This window comes from Variovorax brevis, from assembly GCF_030317105.1.
GTDB lineage: Bacteria > Pseudomonadota > Gammaproteobacteria > Burkholderiales > Burkholderiaceae_C > Variovorax > Variovorax brevis.
Genome location: NZ_JASZYG010000024.1, coordinates 29856 through 47330 on the forward strand (window position 1 = coordinate 29856; position 17475 = coordinate 47330).

General features: G+C 66.3%; 17 protein-coding genes. 8 read left to right on the forward strand and 9 right to left on the reverse strand.

The features are described 5' to 3' along the window. Positions 1–5 precede the first annotated feature (5 nt). Positions 6–605 carry an NUMOD4 domain-containing protein gene (locus QTI66_RS34745; protein WP_286564928.1) on the forward strand — a complete coding sequence of 200 codons (600 nt, stop codon included), beginning with the start codon at positions 6–8 and terminating at the stop codon, positions 603–605. 732 nt (positions 606–1337) lie between these two features. On the opposite strand, the gene QTI66_RS34750 is transcribed toward QTI66_RS34745, so the two are convergent. Both QTI66_RS34750 and QTI66_RS34755 read right to left on the reverse strand, forming a co-directional pair. Beyond that, on the reverse strand, positions 1338–1688 hold the full coding sequence (locus QTI66_RS34750) for a hypothetical protein (RefSeq protein WP_286564929.1): 351 nt from the start codon (positions 1686–1688) through the stop codon (positions 1338–1340). 909 nt (positions 1689–2597) lie between these two features. Further along, on the reverse strand, positions 2598–2849 hold the full coding sequence (locus QTI66_RS34755; RefSeq protein ID WP_286564930.1) for a hypothetical protein: 252 nt from the start codon (positions 2847–2849) through the stop codon (positions 2598–2600). A 469-nt stretch (positions 2850–3318) separates the two neighbouring features. On the opposite strand from QTI66_RS34755, the gene QTI66_RS34760 reads away from it, so the two are divergent. After that, positions 3319–3609 (forward strand): hypothetical protein, encoded by a 291-nt coding sequence (locus QTI66_RS34760; RefSeq protein ID WP_286564931.1) that lies wholly within the window; start codon positions 3319–3321, stop codon positions 3607–3609. Between the two features lie 61 nt (positions 3610–3670). On the opposite strand, the gene QTI66_RS34765 is transcribed toward QTI66_RS34760, so the two are convergent. From QTI66_RS34765 to QTI66_RS34775, 3 genes are all read right to left on the reverse strand, one after another. Beyond that, positions 3671–4750 carry an AcrVA2 family anti-CRISPR protein gene (locus tag QTI66_RS34765; RefSeq protein WP_286564932.1) on the reverse strand — a complete coding sequence of 360 codons (1080 nt, stop codon included), beginning with the start codon at positions 4748–4750 and terminating at the stop codon, positions 3671–3673. A 50-nt stretch (positions 4751–4800) separates the two neighbouring features. Further along, positions 4801–4980: a hypothetical protein gene (locus QTI66_RS34770; RefSeq protein WP_286564933.1), complete on the reverse strand. Its 180-nt coding sequence runs from the start codon at positions 4978–4980 to the stop codon at positions 4801–4803. Between the two features lie 390 nt (positions 4981–5370). After that, complete coding sequence (locus QTI66_RS34775; protein ID WP_286564934.1) at positions 5371–6732, reverse strand: replication initiation protein; 1362 nt, start codon at positions 6730–6732, stop codon at positions 5371–5373. Positions 6733–7355: 623 nt separating this feature from the next. On the opposite strand from QTI66_RS34775, the gene QTI66_RS34780 reads away from it, so the two are divergent. Both QTI66_RS34780 and QTI66_RS34785 read left to right on the forward strand, forming a co-directional pair. Continuing rightward, the gene (locus QTI66_RS34780) at positions 7356–8552 is read left to right on the forward strand and encodes a ParA family protein (protein WP_286564935.1); all 1197 of its coding nucleotides are present in this window, start codon (positions 7356–7358) and stop codon (positions 8550–8552) included. Position 8553: 1 nt separating this feature from the next. Continuing rightward, complete coding sequence (locus QTI66_RS34785) at positions 8554–9603, forward strand: ParB/RepB/Spo0J family partition protein (protein WP_286564936.1); 1050 nt, start codon at positions 8554–8556, stop codon at positions 9601–9603. A 943-nt stretch (positions 9604–10546) separates the two neighbouring features. Here QTI66_RS34785 and QTI66_RS34790 read toward each other — a convergent pair. Beyond that, positions 10547–11338, reverse strand: coding sequence for a hypothetical protein (locus QTI66_RS34790; protein ID WP_286564937.1), 792 nt, complete (start codon positions 11336–11338; stop codon positions 10547–10549). A 562-nt stretch (positions 11339–11900) separates the two neighbouring features. Between QTI66_RS34790 and QTI66_RS34795 the strand changes: the two genes are divergently transcribed. Together QTI66_RS34795 and QTI66_RS34800 are read left to right on the forward strand one after the other, a co-directional pair. Next, on the forward strand, positions 11901–12164 hold the full coding sequence (locus tag QTI66_RS34795; protein WP_286564938.1) for a hypothetical protein: 264 nt from the start codon (positions 11901–11903) through the stop codon (positions 12162–12164). Positions 12165–12505: 341 nt separating this feature from the next. After that, positions 12506–12700, forward strand: a complete 195-nt coding sequence (locus tag QTI66_RS34800) for a hypothetical protein (protein ID WP_286564939.1) — start codon at positions 12506–12508, stop codon at positions 12698–12700. Positions 12701–13146: 446 nt separating this feature from the next. Here the strand turns inward: QTI66_RS34800 and QTI66_RS34805 are convergent, their stop codons facing one another. Beyond that, the gene (locus QTI66_RS34805) at positions 13147–13617 is read right to left on the reverse strand and encodes a GAF domain-containing protein (RefSeq protein WP_286564940.1); all 471 of its coding nucleotides are present in this window, start codon (positions 13615–13617) and stop codon (positions 13147–13149) included. A 1767-nt stretch (positions 13618–15384) separates the two neighbouring features. Between QTI66_RS34805 and QTI66_RS34810 the strand changes: the two genes are divergently transcribed. After that, positions 15385–15807, forward strand: coding sequence for a YbgF trimerization domain-containing protein (locus QTI66_RS34810; protein ID WP_286564941.1), 423 nt, complete (start codon positions 15385–15387; stop codon positions 15805–15807). Positions 15808–16235: 428 nt separating this feature from the next. Here the strand turns inward: QTI66_RS34810 and QTI66_RS34815 are convergent, their stop codons facing one another. Next, positions 16236–16703, reverse strand: a complete 468-nt coding sequence (locus tag QTI66_RS34815) for a GAF domain-containing protein (RefSeq protein WP_286564942.1) — start codon at positions 16701–16703, stop codon at positions 16236–16238. A 33-nt stretch (positions 16704–16736) separates the two neighbouring features. On the opposite strand from QTI66_RS34815, the gene QTI66_RS39755 reads away from it, so the two are divergent. Next, a complete protein-coding gene (locus QTI66_RS39755; protein WP_353506266.1) occupies positions 16737–17078 on the forward strand; it encodes a DUF6351 family protein in 342 nt (113 codons plus the stop codon). Between the two features lie 57 nt (positions 17079–17135). Here QTI66_RS39755 and QTI66_RS34820 read toward each other — a convergent pair whose 3' ends face one another. Next, positions 17136–17309 carry a hypothetical protein gene (locus QTI66_RS34820; protein ID WP_353506267.1) on the reverse strand — a complete coding sequence of 58 codons (174 nt, stop codon included), beginning with the start codon at positions 17307–17309 and terminating at the stop codon, positions 17136–17138. Between the last annotated feature and the right edge of the window lie 166 nt (positions 17310–17475).

The window sequence follows — 17475 nt, forward strand, 5'->3', positions numbered from 1 at the left end:
ATGGCATGGAGAAGTGGAAACCGATCGCAGGCTTCGCTTATGAGGTCTCAAACCAGGGCCGGGTGAGGAGCATCGCGCGAAAGATGGTGACCGCTTCCGGGCGCGGCTCAGGCTCCGTCAGGGGAAGAATCCTCAAGGGCCGCCCCAACCAGCGCGGGCACCTGCGGGTTTGCCTGTGCGGTGACGGCGTGACCAGGGAGGTGTCGGTCAGCCGCCTGGTCGCAACCTGCTTTGTTGCGAATCCTGGCGGATTGCCCTTCGTGCGGCACAAGGATTTCAACCGCGCCAACAACGACGCATCCAACCTCGAGTGGTGCAGCAACAGCACGAGCCTGCGCAAGGCGATCGAAGCCGGTCGCTTCACGGCCCTCGTGTCTCCGGCCCGTGCCAGGACCTTGCAGGCCGAGACCGCCAGCATGGCCTACACGCTGCGCCTTGCCGGCCTGACCTTTCGGGAAATCGCGGCGATGCTCGATATCGGCACCGAGGCGGCCATGAAGGTGTGTCACGCCAGAGCGTGGAAGCACGAGTCGAGACCCACGCTGGCGCGCAAAAGCACGCGCAGGCGCAAGAACTCGCGCGCTTCGCGCGTGCTGACGCGCTGATGCGTGAGCCATGGCGAGGCCGCTTCCCGGGGACGGGTCGGCCGCGGGCGTTCAGGCTCCCCTTTCAATGCGCACCCCTTGTCCGGTTGTCCTCTTTCATCCCGCATGCCCTCCTGGACAAAGGTCTCGAGCATTTCAATGGGTGAAGGGCGGGGCCGCAAACGATTTCCCGGGAACCGGGGATCCCCTCGACGCCTCGACGCCAACCAGGGGCCGTTCATCGGGAGTCCGGACGCCGGTTCATGGCCCCTGGGCCCTGCAATCGGATTTCGCACCACGCCAGGCTTGAGCGGACCTCCCCGGGCCTCCCATCGCGACATGCGAGGCAGTTGTTCTTGACGAGCCGTTGCGAAGGGCTGGGGGCGTATGAACCCGCGGGGATCGGAGGGGCTGTTTCGCTCAACGGCGAGGTCCCTGGTCCGGCAATGCCTCGGTGTTCCTCACCGGCGAGCCATGACCCGATGCGGCCGCTCCCCGGCGGGGGCACGGCTTGCGCCCTGACCCTCGGGGCGCCGCTGGCCGTCCTGTCGCGCCCGGTTCGCCCAGGCCCGAACGGGATCCCGCCCCGACTTCGACTTGAGGGCGGCTTCGCCAAGCCAAGCCATGGCATCGCGGCCAACCGGCAACGCGATCCATGCCGCTTCGGCTGGATGTGGCATCACCAGAGTCGACCATTGCAATCCAGTCGCGCAGGACTTCCGCGGGTCTGCAGCACCCGCCGGGTCCCACTGTCTACTCGGCATGTTCCTCGACGACCGTGTCATCCACCACCACAAGACGCCGCACCTGCCAGCCCGGCTCGCGCTTCAGGTGTTGGGCCTCATCGCACCGCACTTCAACCCAACGCCTGGGCCCGTCGTTGGTGTGAAGCTTGCGCGCGATCCACACCGTGCGCCGGGTGCGGTCCACCGGCGTCAAGACCAGCAGCGCCAGTACCACAAGGCACGCGGTGGCCACGTCTTCGCTGTAGTCGAAGAAGCCGAACAATTCGCCGCCCATGTTGCCGGCCAGCACGGCCAGGGCGATGGCCCACAGTGCCAGCCGCGTGCGCCGGGACAGGGCAGGCAGGAACGGCAGCTTCACGATCCAGGAGGAAATGCTGTGCCGACGTCCCGGGCGGCGGGGGGTCGCGCCTTGGGAAAGCGCCGCCATTGGACCAAGCCCGCCCATGCCGGGCGATGGGCTTGGCAACTTTCTGAAGTGTCATCTGGCGCCCCTTGGTAGCGTAGCGAGTGCACACATTGTGCGGCCGCCGCCTGCAGACGCTCGCCCTTCAGGCGTGCAGACCCAGAAAGTTGCGCCGGCGAAGTTGGGAAACCACAAGCCACGGCGCAGACGCGACCCGATGGCTGAAGACGACCCCACGAGGACCGCCCTCGACCGCAGTGGCGAGCGGCGGTCCAGGCCCCTGGCAACAGCGCAAAGAAAGTGCGCGAGCAGCCGCTCGTACAAGCCCTGAGGTGAAAAAAGCGGTGCGTCCCAGGTGTCACCCGAAAGCCGGGAGCGGGCCCTGCGCACGGGTGCGGCAGCACTGCGCACCTTTGACGGGTTGTTGTCGCGCCCCCTACCCGCGCACGGGGAGCGTGCGGAACGGGTGGACGCGCTGCGCCGCTTGCGGGCGGCCGGCTTTGTGGAGGCGCAGATCCCGGAGCCTGTACACAAGGCGGGGCGCGCGGTGCAGCCGCCTGCGTGGGTGACGGCGCTGACGGCGGCGGGCCGGCAGTGGCACGCCGCACTCGCAGGGCACCCACGGCGGCAAGGGTCCCGTCCCCTCAACGACGAGGGGCCCCCGTCGTGACAGCGCGATCCAGCGCTGCCCGGCGGGAATATGTGGACGCATGGGCCGGGTTTCAAGGCGCGCCAACCCCCCGGCGTCATGCGGGACGTGATCGTCGGGAACGATGTGGAATGCCTGATGCGCGAGGCGATGGACATGGCGGTTCGCGGGGTGTCCGTGCCACCGCAGATCGGGTGGTGGGCCGCCCGCGCGGCCTACAGCTCCGAAAAGCCCGTGTCGCCCTGGTGTTCGCGCGCGATCCAGTCGTCCACATAGCCCCTGGCCATCTTCATCAGGACGTCCGTCGCGGAGGCCACATCGTGGGTGAGCAGGGTCAGGGAAATCCGGCTGCGGTTGACCTCGCCCTCGCCAATTGTGGCGCCGCCTGTCATTTCGCCCGAAGCGGACGTGGTCAGGGCAATCGTCACGGTCCAACCCCGGTATGTGAGGACCTGCTGGTGCTGCATGGGGTGGCGCCTTCCTGGACCCGGGGATCCTGAAAAAATACGGGCAGACTGTCGGATCGCAACCAGCAAGGATGCGGGCAAGATGTGTGGATGGCGGCAGGCGCTGCGCGACCGATCAACGCGAGCACCCGCGCCCGACGCACGCCGCCGGTGCGACACATGCAGCGTTTGTCTCAGGAGGGAAGGACGTGATCAAGGGATGAAATGCGCGCGACGCTGTCAGCCAGACGCGCCGGCTTCGCAAAAAAGGCGGACCGCCAGCGCGCCGCGCCGCGGCTCGCACTGTCGAAGCACAAGGGTGCCACCCCGTGATGGCCTTCGACATCCTGCCGCTGTATGCCGTGGATCTGTCCGGCTGGGCGGCGACCGTGACGGAGTCATCGGGGCGCTGGGAAGGCCCTGTCGGCGCACGCAGTCATCGCCGGGCCAGCCATCCGTGGCGGACGCCTGGCTCGAGGGCCGGTGCGGGGTGCACGATGAAGGTTGCCCCGCCACGGTGTGCCAGGTGCAGATGCACCTGGATCCGCGCTTTGCGCCCAGGCTCCAGGGCTGCATGATCTTCGCCGTGCCCGCCACGGTCCTGCTGTCACGGATCACGGCGCACACCCGGTGTGTCGTGCAGCAGGACGGAGCCGGTACGCAGGTTGCCATGGCGGCGCTCGGCTTGGCCATGGTGCGGACAAAAGCGCGCGACGACGACTTCCCGACGGTCATTGCAGGCCGGTCCGACCGCAGCCCGGGAGAGCGGCCCTGCGCCTGATCGGTCGGGCCGGCCCGCGCGCGGCGGATCGCGCTGCGCGCAGTACCGGGGCGCCGGGGGGTCAGGGGCCCGACATCGCGGGTCCGCCCAGCACCCGCACGGGCTTCATCCACATCAGCTTGCGCTGGGCGTGCTGCGGACCCCAGGCCTGGTGGCGCCAGTGGCCACGGCGCCAGTGCGGCCGGCGTGCCGGCCCGGTGCCCTCCCCTGCCGTGCCGGCGCGATCGCTGGCGTGGGCTGCTTCGTCCATCGATTGCTGGAAGTCCAGTCCCACGCGGTGGATCTGCAGGTAGCCCAGCGACTTCATCCTGGACGCCGTGCGCCTGGCTTCCTTGTCGCCATGGTGCAGCTTGGCCAGCATGCGCGCTGGCGCATCGGCTTCCCAGTCGAAGCGCGCATCGTCGGGATAAGCCGTGAGGTAGGCCATGCAGTTGCCCGCCAGCGCCAGGGCGCGCTTCAGGGTGGGCGCGTTGGACTGCAGTTCGTCGGCGAGCTGATCGCGGATGTCAGGGGTCATGCCCCAGTCGCTCTGGCCGGACTGGCACGCGGCGAAGAGCTCCAGGATCTCTTGCCGCTCCGCGTCGATCGCGAGATCCACGGCCTGGTCGAAGCGCAGCGAACGCGACGCCTCGGGAAACTTCAGCAGGAAGCTGTCGCGCTGTGCGATCGACAGCCAGGGCGCGGGGCTGCGCCCGACCAGGGCCACGTGCCACTGGTCGCCCAGCGTCACCACGATGGCGCCTTCGACCGGGTTCAGGCCGTGCAGCAGCAGGTCGCCCTGGGGGCCCCAGTGGAGGTAGTAGATGTGGTTGGGCGAGCGCAGGTCGGCCAGGCGCATGTCGCCGGTGTCCGAATGCGCGAGCGCCTCCAGCAGGGCCGGGCTGATGTCGTACAGCGGGGTGTCGTTCCACGCGAGGGTCACCAGCGTCTGCGTGATCGGCGATTCACGCGAGAGGAACAGTTGCGCATGGGCGTCGGGGCCCAGGCCGGCCTGGCCGGCGCTGTGAAGGATGGTGTCGCGCACGAGCTTCACGACGGGCACGCGCGGGTTGCGCGCCGCCTCGTACACCGCGGCCACGAAGGCGTTGTTGTAGTACGGCCGCTTGGTGCGGAAGTACTGGGGGAAATAGCGGTCAGCCATGGCGAGGCCGGACCGGCGCGTGCGCGGCGTCGCCGGCGCTGGAAGCCGGTTCAGGCCTCACGTTCCTCGATCCAGTGGGAGCCTGGCCCGTAGACTGCGTCGCCCGCCTGCCGGACGCGCTCGGCCAGTTCGCGATTGACGGGCTTGGCCGGGAACCAGCGGCCGCCCGTGACGGGACGGCCGTTGTCGTCGACCTGGCCGCGTGACCAGCAAAGGCGGATTTCTTGCATGGGGGTGTCGTCCGTGATTTGCGCACAGCTTGCGCGCGTGCGCAAGATCGCGGACGTGAGGCGCGGGTGGGGGTGGGGCGCAGGTGGGGCGCGGGTGAGGCCCGGACGGGCGACGCAAACGGCGCGCAGGAGGAAGGGCCGGGCTGCGCCCGGTCCGGGGGCCACCGTCGATGGCGGGTGAATGGGCAGGTGCCCCCGCCCTGCCCTGCCCTGCCGCCCATCGTCCAGGCGGGTGTCGTTGCTGCACCTGTCCATGAAGGCCGGCGCCGGCAAGATGAGGGAGATGTCTGGCCAGATCCAGCGGGAGCACGAAGCCGCGCTGGAGCGAAGGCGCAGGCAGTTCCAGGCGTCGATGGCGAAAATTGCGGCCGCTCCGGCCGCCGTGTCGGGCTACTTGCCGTTGCCCGCCGGCGCATCGAACAGCTGCCGGTCGACTTTCCAGTCGGGTCCGTAGGTGGCGTCGGCGTAGGCGTAGACCACGGCGGAGCCCAGCATGCCGTGCAGCACGTCGCCCTGGGCGGCGCGCCGGCTGATGACGGCGTTCAGGGCGCCCTTGCGCGCCAGGTCCTGCAGGGCGCGGTTCACCCACCCCTGCAGCGTGGGGGGATCGAGTGCGGCGAGTTCTTTTTTCATGACGTCGATCTGCTCGCGCAACCAGGTCGACTTGTCGCTGGCCGCGGGCTGGAGCGTGGCGGGCGCTGGTGCGGGCGGCGCGGGGCGCGATGGCGCCGGCACCGCGGCGACGGGCGGCGCGGGGTCGGTCGCCGGCTCGTTGCGCAGCAGCGAGCGCAGGTAGGAGAAGGCGTTTTCGATCGAACGCAGGTTCTTGCTGGCGGCGCGGCGCTCGAGCACTGCAATCTGTTCGCGCACCCGGTCGTCCCCGAACTCCTTGATGAGGCCTTCCAGCTTGATTTCACGGATGCCCAGCGTTTCGGCGCGAAACACCAGATGGGCATCCACCGGGGCCAGGTTCGCGGGCCGGGGTGCGGGCGCCAGCCGCTTTTTCTTCACGGCGAACTGCACCTCATGGATCAGCCTGCCCTGCTTGTGCTCGATCAGTTCGATCTCGAGCTCGGTTTCCGCGTTGATTTCCGTGATGGCGTCCTTGACGCGCTCGTTCTTGAACTTGCGCCACTCGCGCCGCTCCGGCCCGGGGCCATTGCTCAGGGCATCCACCCACCAGTTGACGGGCTTGCGGCTGGTCACCCCGCTGGGGTTGTCGCGGTAGCGGATGCAGATCTCGTAGAGGGCCACGGCCGTGTACGAACCCAGCTTGCCCAGCACTTCCAGGTCGATGGTCGCCCAGCGTTGGGGTTCGCGCAGGGCGGACATGATGGTGGGCGGGTAGGACCAGCTGACCCAGTTTTCGCCGCGACGCACTTCCAGCGCGACTTCGGAGAGCATCGAGAAGCCGCGCCACTTGACCCCGTCCCCCGGGGCCGTGGACTCCCAGTCGACCTCCAGGCTGCGCATCTCCAGCAGGTAGCGCTTGGCGGCCGTGCGTTCGCTGCCGCTGGAGCCTGTGGTGCGCAGCACCGCAGCCAGCGGCGCCTCGAACATGAAGTCCGCGGCGGGCATGGCGGGCATGTCGACCAGCCGGGTCTGCGAGATTTGCAGCAGCGCGGTGTAGATCCGCCGGCCGGTCAGCGTCACGCGCGCTGAACGCGGCATCATGACGATCATCTCGTGCGGCTTGCGCAGCTCGAGGGCATCGTCGGTGCCGGAATGGGCAACGGTCTTCGGAAGGTTCATGGGCGGCCAATCGTATGTCCAAACGGCGTTGGACACAAGCCGGAGGACCGTGCAGGGCTGCGGAGGGGAGGCAGCCGCGCGTCCAGGACGGGATCGGAGCCGCCAAAGGCGATCAGAAGCTGGACAGTTCGAGAAAGTTGCGCGTGGTGGCACCGGCCGGCGGGCGGTTAAAACCCGGACACATGGTCGTCGAGACGGCTTTTCCGCCTTGTTTTGGGGCGATGGAAAGCGGGACACTTCACCCATATCGCCCCAAAGGCGCCGTTTCGGCCCGGTTTTGGGGTTGTGGACAAGTCTTGAACAGCGCGATCAGGCGCTGGACGTGAAGCGATGGAAGTCCGGACACAAGCGATCAGAAGCTGGACACTTTCGATGCGGAGTCGGACAAATGGCACGAGAGAAACTCTGTAACTTGTTGATTTAAAACAGGAATTTCTTTCTTGCGCCGGGCCTTAATCTTATTAAGGTATTCAAGTCCTTCTCTTAATCCCGGGAGAAGCAAGGAAAAAACGGCAAAAAACGACGGCGCGGGCGGGCGCTTTCTGAGAGACGCGCACGTTTCTTCGTTTTTTCAAGGGTCATGGGCATAATCGCATGACACTCAAACTTCCAAGAAAGAATCCGTGGACATCAAGCAAACCATCCGACGTCAGAACCTGGAGGACATCGAGCATCAGGCCCACAGGGTTGCCGGCATGATGGACCGGATACGCGCGGCGATGCTGGCCCCGACGGCGGCCAAGTCTGCACCGAGGCTCAAGGCGGTGCAACTGGCCGAGCTGTGCGGGGTGGACAAGTCGAAGATCTCTTATCGCCTGACGCGCGGGGATTTGCCCACCGGCGAGATCCATGGCAACAGCCGGGAGTGGACGATGGCCGAATCGCAGGTGTGGGCGCGCGAGTTGCGCGCCGAGCACCTGCGCCCGGAAGGTGCGGCCGGCATCACGATCACGGTGGCCAATTTCAAGGGCGGCGTGGCCAAGACGACTTCCGCGGTCACCCTCGCCCAGGGCTTGTCCATGCGGGGGCACCGGGTCTTGCTGGTGGACCTCGACCCACAGGGCTCGGCCACCACCCTCTTTGGCGTGCTGCCCGATGCCGAGGTGGAAACCGAACACACGGCGATGTCGCTGTTCACGGGTGACGAGGACAACCTGCAATACGCCATCCGGTCCACCTACTGGCCCAACATCGATCTGGTCTGCGCAGCCCCCCTCCTCTACGGCGCGGAATTTCACCTGCCGGCGCGCCAGGCGCGTGATGCCGGCTTCGAGTTCTGGCGGGTGCTGGACCGCGGCCTGGACCTGACGCGCGAGCAGTACGACGTCATCGTGATCGACACCCCGCCCTCGCTGAGCTATGTGACGATCAACGCGCTGATGGCGGCCGACGGGGTGATCATGCCCCTGCCCCCGTCGGCGCTGGACTTTGCCAGTTCTGCCCAGTTCTGGGACCTGTTTTCCGACCTGTGCAACCAGCTCGTGCGCAGTCGCGGCAAGGACAAGAGCTTCGAATTCATCGATGTCCTGCTGTCCCGGGTGGAGGCTTCTGACACGGCCAGTTCGGTGGTGCGCCAGTGGGTGCTGGAAGGGTATGGCGACAAGGTGCTGCCGATCGAGATCCCGAAGACTTCGGTGGCCGCCACGGCCAGTGCCGAGTTCGGGACCGTCTATGACCTGCCGCGCGGGTCGGTGAACTCCAAGACGTTTTCGCGGGCCCGCGTCGCCTACGACCGGATGTGCGAACTGATCGAGCAGCAGATCGAAGCTGTGTGGGCGCGCCAGGTGGCGGAGCGGCAGGTTCTTGAAACGGTGGTCTGACATGGGACTCAAAGACAAGGCTTCCCGGATTGATTTCGCGTCGCTGATGCCGGTGGCGACGCCGAACCCGGAGGCGGCGCGGCCCAAGACGGCGCCGGGCGCCATGATGGCGCTGGCCAACGACCAGCGCTCGGAGCTGCTGCGGGAAAACGAACAGCTGCGGGAGCAGGCGGCCAGGAGTGCGGAACTGGAAGGGCGCCTGCACGATGCGGTGGAGGAGCTGCAGACTTGGGAGGGGGCGAAGGCCACGCGCCTGCTCGATCCGAAGGGGATCCGGCGCAGTGACTACGCCAACCGGCACGAGTCGAGTTTCACGAATGCGGCGTTCGAGGCGCTCAAGCACGAGATCAAGGAGGCGGGCGGCAACGTCCAGCCGATCAAGGTGAGGGCGATCGTCAATCCGGGCGAGGGCCCGGCCTTCGAGATCGTCTTCGGGCATCGCCGGCATGAGGCCTGCCTGCAGCTGGGCCTGCCGGTGCTGGCCTTTGTCGACAACCTGGACGACCAGGCGCTGTTCGTGGAAATGGAGCGGGAGAACCGCGAACGCGCGGACCTGTCGGCCTGGGAGCAGGGCGTCATGTATGCGCGGGCGCTGGACCGCGGCCTGTACCCGTCCCTGCGTCAGTTGGCCGCTGCCATCGGGGTGGACTCGACCAACCTGTCCAGGGCGCTGGTGCTGGCGCGCCTGCCGGACAAGGTGCTGCAGGCCTTTGCCTCGCCGCTGGACCTGCAGTTCCGCTGGTCGGCGCCCCTGAAGGCGGCTTATGAAAATGATCCGGCCGGGGTGCTGGCGCGGGCGGAGCGGATCGCGGCGCAGCGCGGCAGCATGAGCGCGAAGGAAATCTTTGCGGCGCTTACGTCGCCGCAGGAAGTGGCCGTCCAGCTGCCACCGGCCGCGACCGTGCAGGCGTTCGCCCGGGATGGCAAGACGGTTGCGACCCTGAAAATCGAGGGGGAAGGGCGGGGCACCATCCGGATCCATGGCGGTCTGACCCCGGAACGCCAACGGGAACTGGCCAGTTGGCTGGAGCGTTTTGTCGCAGCCGGGTGAAGCCGGCGGTCGGAACAGGTAAATGGAAAAGAAGAGGGCGCCGCGAGGCGCTCTTTTTTTGGGGTGCGGGCGGGTGCAGTACCGTACTGCACCTGCGGACGGCGCGGTGCGGCACGTTGTTGGGGCAACATCGATTGTCACGAAGGGGGTGCCCGCGGGGTGCAGTACCGTACTGCAGCAGACTTCATCGCTTTGGAGAAGGCGGCGGCAAGAAAGAAGGAGCCTTCGCGTGCGCGTGCGCGTGCGCGTGCGCGTGGGCCTGGCCGCAGCGGCTGAAGGCGGTCTGGCCGGGCGTGCAGTACCGTACTGCACTCCCGGATGGCAAGGCCCGGTTCGTTGTGGGCGCGGATTCACGTTCATGCAGGGCTGACTCGGCAGGGGTGCAGTACGGTAGTGCAGTGGCGTCCGTCGATCCGTCGCCCTGGAAAGCAAGGCAGTCAAATCCACTCCGTCGGACCCGGACGTGGCTGGCGGGGCATCCGCCAGCGTGCAGTACGGTACTGCACGCCCACTGCGCGTATTTGGCAGGTCGCCGACCTGTGCATGACGTGTGCGCAATCGCGACCGTCGCGCCCGCGTGGAGGTGCTGGCTTCGAAAATTCAACGGTTCATCGCAGTGCAGTACGGTACTGCACCCTCCAGCGCGTGATGTCGCAGCGGATCACTTGCGCGAGATTACTTGTGCTGGGAACGGTCGCGCCGCTGATGCTTGCGGATGTGCAGTACGGTACTGCACCGGACACGGGGCGGCCTCGATTCCCCGTTTTTGAGAATCCCGGCGCGTATGGGGGTTGGCGCGCGCGGCGCTTGTCAGGGTGCAGTACGGTACTGCAGTTGCGAGCGGCCCCGCACGATGACCCGGAAGCGTCGCTGGCATGCCTTGGTGGGGCGTGAAACATTGCGCGCGAGCGGCCCTTTGCCGGGGCGGCGCGCCCGGTCCGCGTCAGCTCAATTTTTCCATTCGCTCGAGTGCCGACACGATCTGCTCCATGGTCGATTTGATGACGCCCATGTCGCGGTCGCGGCGCGCTTCCACGACCGGGTCATGCCCGCTGCCATCGGAACGCCCCGCGTGCAGGAGCGTCTCGCGCGACCGGGCCACGACTTCGTCGAGGCGCGTGATCAGGTTGTTGCGCATCGCGGAGAACTGGGCCATCTCGCGTCGCAATTCCTTCACGTCCTCCGAAAGGGTCGTGAGGGTGTGCTCCACGCGCTGCTGCCAGGCGGCCAGCGAAGGTTGCGGGGAGGCGGGGCCATGGGCCGAACTGGCGTTGGCCGCCCCGGGCGGCGGCGCGACCGCTGCGGCCTTCTCGTGGACCAGCGGGCCCAATGCCGCGGCCAGTTGCCGGGCGGTCCGCGCGACGGCCTCTTCGAACACCGCGCGGGGATCGGAGGCGGCCAGTTGCGGCCACAGCTCGTAGACGCGGGCGATCGCCTTGTCCGTGAGCAGCTGCAGGCCGGGCCGGCCAGGTTTTGAATAGCTGGTGGCAGCGCGGTTCGCGGGGGGCTCGGTATCCGGCGCCAACGGGGGGCTGGCACGGCAATCCCTGAATTCGCCGCCGGCGCTCCACTTTTTCAGCGTCGCTTCGGACGGCGCGCTCGCCCCGTGAAGGATCACCAGGATCCGGCCAAGGTCTGCGATGCTGCTCACCCGGGGCCAGACGGTGGTCTCTGCATTGGCCGCATCGGGCAACGCATCGGACGGAAATTCAGTGCGATCAGTGGCAGAAAGCAAGGCCGGGCAATTGAATATGGTTACGTATTAACCAAATATAGCGCTGTCTGGAACGGTCGTCGGCTTTTTGCTGCAATGGCGTGAAACTTTTTAGGCGCGGCCGCAACGCGGCGAATGCAACTCCTTGTCACGAAAAGAAAAATCGCATTTCTTAAAACATCAGGAACGATGCGACAGAATGTTTCACGGAAACTTTCAATACGGCGACTGCCGGTGTTCGACTGCAATTCGGGACGGTTCCGATGAGACTGTTTTGGAGAACACAACGCAATGCGGGCGCCGCGGGATTGAAAGTCAGGCTTTGGCTTCTTCAAGAAACGCGATTGGGCAGTGAGCGCCTACATCTGGCCTTGACGGACGTTTCCAGCGGGGCCGACGCGTTCGCCGCGCGTGGCTTGGCGTTGGGCGTGCGCGGACAGGATGCAGGGATGTGCCCCATGTCTCCTGCCGTTGCCATATGGCCTGAAAGGCGAGCAAACCGGATCCTTGAGGTGTGGGGTTGCGCCGGGGGATGCCGGAAAGGTGCAAACTGTCGGCCTGAACGGTCTCGATGTGACAACTGATGATTGAATTGCCTACGCCCGAGCAGCTTGCTGAAGTCGGGGATGACGAACTGCAGACCCTGGCCGTCGCTTGGCGCGGCCGGGCGCTGCGTGGAGAAAAGGATGCCAACGGGGTCGCTCACGCGCTGGAGGTCGAAGTGAGACGGCGTGCGCGGGCGAGCCAGCTGCAGGCATTGCCGCCGGAAACGCCGCCACAGGCGCAGCGGCCCTGGTGGCGCTTCTGGCAGTCGGGGCACGGCGACAGCCCGCGATCGGATCCCTGAACGGGCGACGCGCCGCCGGACGGTGGCCAGGCATGCCAGGCTGCCGGGTGGAGTGGCCAGGACGGGTGGGTGGGGGCGTGCGCGGCGGCAGGGCAGGGCCCAAGGCGCCTTCTGTGCGGACAGCCTCCCGAGGTGCGCTGCGTGTGCTGTTGTTGCACAGCGCAACGTGGTGCCACGGACAGCTCGTCCCGGGATCTCCGGACGCGCAGGCCGGGATCAAGCAAGGCGAGCCGCGCAGTGGCCCGCAAGTGTTGCCGGAGCCCATGAGATTTCTGCCCGGATCCGGCCAGATGTCACAGGGCTGTGGCGAGGAGAGTAGTACTGCTGGCTACACTTTCTGGATGCCAGATGACACAGAACACAACACCGGCTGGTGGGTCGATCGCCCCGATCGCGACGAGCGGCCCAGCCAATACGCCTCGTTGCCGGGCGGGGCAGGCCATCGCGGTTCCAGTGAACCGTCCATATGGCGCAACATCATCTTCATCGTGGTGATCTTCGTGGTGCTGGCCTTCGCCACCCTGCGCCTCCTGTAGAGACGCCACAACGGCCAGCGCATCGGGGAGCGCGTGGCGGGACCGCCGATCGCCATTCGGGGAGATCCCGTTGCGGGGGACGCCGGCCCCAAAAAAAGTCCTCCGCGAGGGAGGGCGACGAGCGTGCCGGGATGGCGCCGGCACTTGCAGCGGTTTTGCCGGCCTGCGCCACCTTGCTGCGAACCACCATGCCCACGCCGCTGGCCGGCGGGCGTGCGCTGGGACGCAGGTGGCGAAGGCGGTCGCCGAAGCAACCCATCCTCGGGCGCCGGCTCCCACCTCCAGCGGGCATGTCCGGCCAAGGCCGCAAGCCCGCCCAGGGCGCATTACAAGAAGGCGTCTCGGGGCCCGGACGCTGGATGGACACACCGGGGGTGCACGCCGTGCAGTCTGCGTGCCAGCCAGCGGCCGGCGCACCGGCCAGCGCGGGCGTGGTGCCTGGCGCCTCAAGGCTCCCGATGGGGGTCCACGGCAAACGAGGCCACGATCGGCGCCACGGCCTCCAGCAGTTCAAAGGCGCTGTCTGCCAGCGCGACCGGGGCGAAGTCGAAGTGGCACATCACGCCCCAGGCATGGCCGCTTGGCACCACCAGTGCGGTGCCGTGGTACGACACGAGGATGCCGTCATAAACATGTCCTTCAAGCCGGGGATCCCGCGTCGAATCCTGTGTCCGGAACGGCTCGCCGGGCTGGACATATTGGGCGAGGCTTTTGTCGAGGGGCATCGCCGTCAGGAAGGACGGCCGCCGCTTGCCCAAGGCGTCGTGCAGGCAGACATTCTTCAGGATGAGCCCGGCGTAACGGTAGACCGCGGTGTATCGCAGGGGCACGCCCTCATTCAGCCAGGCGAGGCCACCCGCGAGACCTCTTGTCTTCAGTAGCTTGGAGAAAGCGTCCAGGACCTGGACGGACGTCATGGCGAAGATTATGGCTTCGGCAGGCTCCTGTGGCGTAGCGGGTTCGCCCCTGCCGGAGCCCTTGGGATACGTGCAACCCGATGAGCGCCGTGAAAGCTTGGGTGGAGTAGCCCGCCGAGCGCAGCGGGCGCCCGGGTTGTCCCACATCCCGGCCGCGTCGTTCAGGGCAGGGTGGTCCGCTCGCTTGCAGGAGCGCACCATGGCTTGCCTGCGGTCATCTTCGCGAACGACGTTGGCGAGTCGCGCCTCATGGCGGTGGACGCACACGCCGCGGACGCAGTCCAGGGCGCCTGGCACACAGTTGGCGAACAGGTGGGGCACAAGGTCTACGCCAACGAGTCCGAAGCCGTGCGCGACCCGATCCGCTCCGGCTTGGGCGAAGCACCATTCGATGTCAAGGCGCGCAAGCCTGACGACTTGGCGCGCCGCGAGCGGGTTGCGTCTGGGACCACCATGCGGCCAAGCCGTGTCTGCGCACCTGCTCGTTTGCAGCGCGACCTCCATGGCCTGTTGAAAAAAACGCCACGCAGCCGGATTCGCCCGCCGCGTTCGTGCGCAAAGTGGCTTTGGCAACGCACGCGGGCACGTGGCGATGACCGCCCAACAGCCCGCGCCCACACCAAATCCGGATTCGCTTTTTGGGCCGGGTGACTTCTGATCGATCCTGGGTGGACGGTACGGCGAAGCTGCAAACGGCCTTGCTGCTCAGCCGGGCTCCATTCGCGCGACGTGGTTGAGCCCGATTGCCGCCGTGCAAGGCTGATCGAGTTCACCAGCTGCCGGTCTGACCTGTCAAATGCATCTTTGATCGGTTGTCGCAGTCGCGGCGCGTGGCGCGACGATCTGGGTGAGAGGCTTCTCATCCTGATTGACGCGCCGCAGGCACACGGTGCAGACCCATCACGCCCTGTCGCTTGGACGTCTTGATCGGCAACGAAGCGCATGCTCGGTCGCGACGCAGTCTCGCAAATCGCCACGGCGTCAGTCGCATCGCGTTTTTCCACTCCTGCCTTCCTGCGGTTTGGGGTGACCAAGTGGGCCGCAATCAGTCGGGCGTCCAGCCCTTGCGCGCGCAGCTTGCGACCCCGGTAGTGCACGCTCGAGCACGCTTCCATCGCAACCAGCAGGCAGTTGTGCGCGCCATGCGAAGAACTGATCGCGCTTGAACGCTCGCGCGACCACACGTCGGCGCGAGGTGTCCACCGCGTGAACCCGAATGACTTGCATGGCAAGGTCGACACCTGCCCGCGATATTGGTGCGCGCACTTCGTTCGGGATTCTCCTGTTAATGGCTTCCGATGGATGATCGCAAGCTCAATCGTGGCGATTCAGCACCACCACTGGAAGGAGGGAGAGTCCCTTCCTATTTTCGCGCCATGCGCCTCGCGCACCCCATGCACTTGTCGTGACCCGCTTGCCGCCATCGTTGGCGGCGAGGCAGTTCCGCCCCGACATCAACGCAGCAGCCATCATGGACACGATCACCTCGGGAATTACCCCGCTGCGTCAACGCATGATCGGGGACAGCGTGTGCGCAAACGGGCGGTCAGCAGCACCTCAACCACCGCCTGGTTCACGCCCGGATGCGGAAAATCGGCCCTGGTAGTGCGGACGCCCAGTTCGACTACTGACGCCGTGGACCACGGGCGGATTGCCCGTGATTGACAGGCAGCCAACAGAAGTGGGGCGCACCGCAAATCTTTACAGCTCCCCAGGGACATGCCGGCCGGTTTCAGCGACTCCGGGCCGCCCCCATAAGATGGGCAAATGGAAACCTCGGCAACGGCGCCTGGCGCGCTCGGCCTGCCGAATGGTGACTCTGGGTGGGCCGAGCTTTCCCGTTTGATGGGCGCCGCATTGATCAGCGCCAGTGCGGCGTGCACCGTGGGCTGCACCCTGGGGCAGGGCCTGTTTGCCGTCTCGACCGCAAGTGCCATCGAATTGCGGCAAAGGGTCGAAGCTTCTCGGCAGCGCTCGGCGCAAGAGATCAGCAGAACCAATGAAGACAATGCTCAGCTTCGTCGCAGCATGCTCGACCTTGCCAACGAGATCGAGCAGCTTCGAGACGAGGTGGCCACCTTGCGCGGACAGAACGAGACGCTCACACATGACATGGAGACCATGCGGCACAGTCGTGGTACGACGCAGGGCATTGACGAGCGATTGCGTCTCCCGGGACCGGATCAATAAGACGGTTCAGGGCATGCTCGCGCAGTCGCGCGAAGCGCGGACACGGCAACTGGATTTCTATCGAAGGGGAGATCCAGGTGATGCACGGGATCCCGTTGTCGCAGCCCATCCACTCGAAGTCGCCATGCACGCTCTGGATCATCGGCAATGCCCATGGTGGAAATCCCGGCATGTCGACCCGAGTGGCAGCGACCAGTCATGATTCGCGCGGCGCAGAGCCTTCGCGGCGGCAGACTGAACGGCTCGCGCGGCAGCCGCGCCGGCATCCGGGCGGCCGAACTCCTTCTGCCGCCACTGCGGAGGTCCGATGGTCATCCTGGCGATCATCATTGCCGGTCGATCAATCCGCGATGGCTCGATCGTTCAGCCAGCGCGGAACGAGGCCGCAGGCGATGCCAGGATCCCGCCCGACAAGGGGGAGCGCGCGGTCACTCGACGAGATGCGCAACAAAACTTCCAAGCGCCAACGCTGCTTCTCGAAGCAGATCGAACTCCGGTTCCGGCAGCGGTTGGCGGCCCATGTCGAAGTGGCTCATGGTTCCCCACAAGGCCCCTTGGTCGTTCAAGACTGGAGCGCTGTGATAGGAGACGACAACACCTCGATAGGGATGGCCTGCGAGACGCTCATCGCTTGCGGAATCTTCAGTGCGAAAGACTTGGTCCCTGCGCACGAACTGGCAGAAGCTTTGCTTGAACGGTACAGCAATCAGAAACTGTGGACGCATCTGCCTGCGCTTGTCATGGAGGGCCACGTTGCGAAGCAGCTCTCCTTCGAATCTGTAGATTGCGCTGTAGCGATGCGGTACGCCGCTATTGAGGTACTGCAAGGCCGCTTCCGGCCCCTCGCTTCTGAGCCACGCCAGGAACCGATCCAGGTTTCGCTCGGACTGCTGCATGCTTACCAAACCTCCAACTCATCCTTGGAAGCAATGCAAAGCTGTCCGCCTCGCGGTGCTTGTGACCATTGCTTGTATGTCTCTTCGCGAAACCACCTGCCTCCGGCCATCTCGGACCCAAGAGTGGTTTCACACCAAACCGTCAGGATAGGTCCATGTTGGTTGTCTGTCCCCCTGCCTGCGGGAGGGGGTGGGCGTTGCGCGCAGCGGACTCGGCGATCACTCTCCCAACGACCCTGCGTTACCCGAAGACTCCCGCGCCACGCCGACTGCGCGCCGGTGGCCTTCACGGGCCCGGAGAAGCTGCACCTGCAAGGCATCTTCCCGCAGGGCGTGTGCGACTTCTCGAAGCCCGCGTGGAGCAGGGCAAGGTGAACGGCGTTTGGCCCGGACAAGCCTTGCGGGAGGAACCCGCGGAATGCCTGCGGCGCGTCAAATCAGGATGAGAAGCCTTTCACCCGGATCGTCGCGCCACAGCTGCAGGAAGCCGGCGAGATGCATCGCGCGAATGCAGGTGGATTGGGTCTTGGGTTCGAGCTTGCGCATGCGCATGTCGTCGAGCATGCGTTGGCGCAACGCAGGGACCGCGGGTGTCGCTGGGGTCATGGTCGTGCTCCTGTCGAAGAACGAGGCCGATGGCCTCGCTCCGCAACATGGACAGGGGCGCAATGTTTGCCTTCCGCGCCGAGCTCAGCGGCGGGCTACCGCGAGCGGAGCGGTTCAGTCCTCAAGCGCGGCCGCGAACTGGTGCTCGCGGCCAATTGTGTTGAAA

Bases quoted from the DNA above. Each gene is read 5' to 3' on its own strand.
- QTI66_RS34795 (WP_286564938.1), top strand. From the start codon at position 11,901: ATGATTGAATTGCCTACGCCCGAGCAGCTTGCTGAAGTCGGGGATGAC.
- QTI66_RS34800 (WP_286564939.1), top strand. From the start codon at position 12,506: ATGCCAGATGACACAGAACACAACACCGGCTGGTGGGTCGATCGCCCC.
- QTI66_RS34755 (WP_286564930.1), bottom strand. From the start codon at position 2,849: ATGCAGCACCAGCAGGTCCTCACATACCGGGGTTGGACCGTGACGATT.
- QTI66_RS34775 (WP_286564934.1), bottom strand. From the start codon at position 6,732: ATGAACCTTCCGAAGACCGTTGCCCATTCCGGCACCGACGATGCCCTC.
- QTI66_RS34815 (WP_286564942.1), bottom strand. From the start codon at position 16,703: ATGCAGCAGTCCGAGCGAAACCTGGATCGGTTCCTGGCGTGGCTCAGA.
- QTI66_RS34785 (WP_286564936.1), top strand. From the start codon at position 8,554: ATGGGACTCAAAGACAAGGCTTCCCGGATTGATTTCGCGTCGCTGATG.
- QTI66_RS34820 (WP_353506267.1), bottom strand. From the start codon at position 17,309: ATGACCCCAGCGACACCCGCGGTCCCTGCGTTGCGCCAACGCATGCTC.
- QTI66_RS34765 (WP_286564932.1), bottom strand. From the start codon at position 4,750: ATGGCTGACCGCTATTTCCCCCAGTACTTCCGCACCAAGCGGCCGTAC.
- QTI66_RS34810 (WP_286564941.1), top strand. From the start codon at position 15,385: ATGGAAACCTCGGCAACGGCGCCTGGCGCGCTCGGCCTGCCGAATGGT.
- QTI66_RS34805 (WP_286564940.1), bottom strand. From the start codon at position 13,617: ATGACGTCCGTCCAGGTCCTGGACGCTTTCTCCAAGCTACTGAAGACA.
- QTI66_RS34745 (WP_286564928.1), top strand. From the start codon at position 6: ATGGAGAAGTGGAAACCGATCGCAGGCTTCGCTTATGAGGTCTCAAAC.
- QTI66_RS39755 (WP_353506266.1), top strand. From the start codon at position 16,737: ATGCAAAGCTGTCCGCCTCGCGGTGCTTGTGACCATTGCTTGTATGTC.
- QTI66_RS34770 (WP_286564933.1), bottom strand. From the start codon at position 4,980: ATGCAAGAAATCCGCCTTTGCTGGTCACGCGGCCAGGTCGACGACAAC.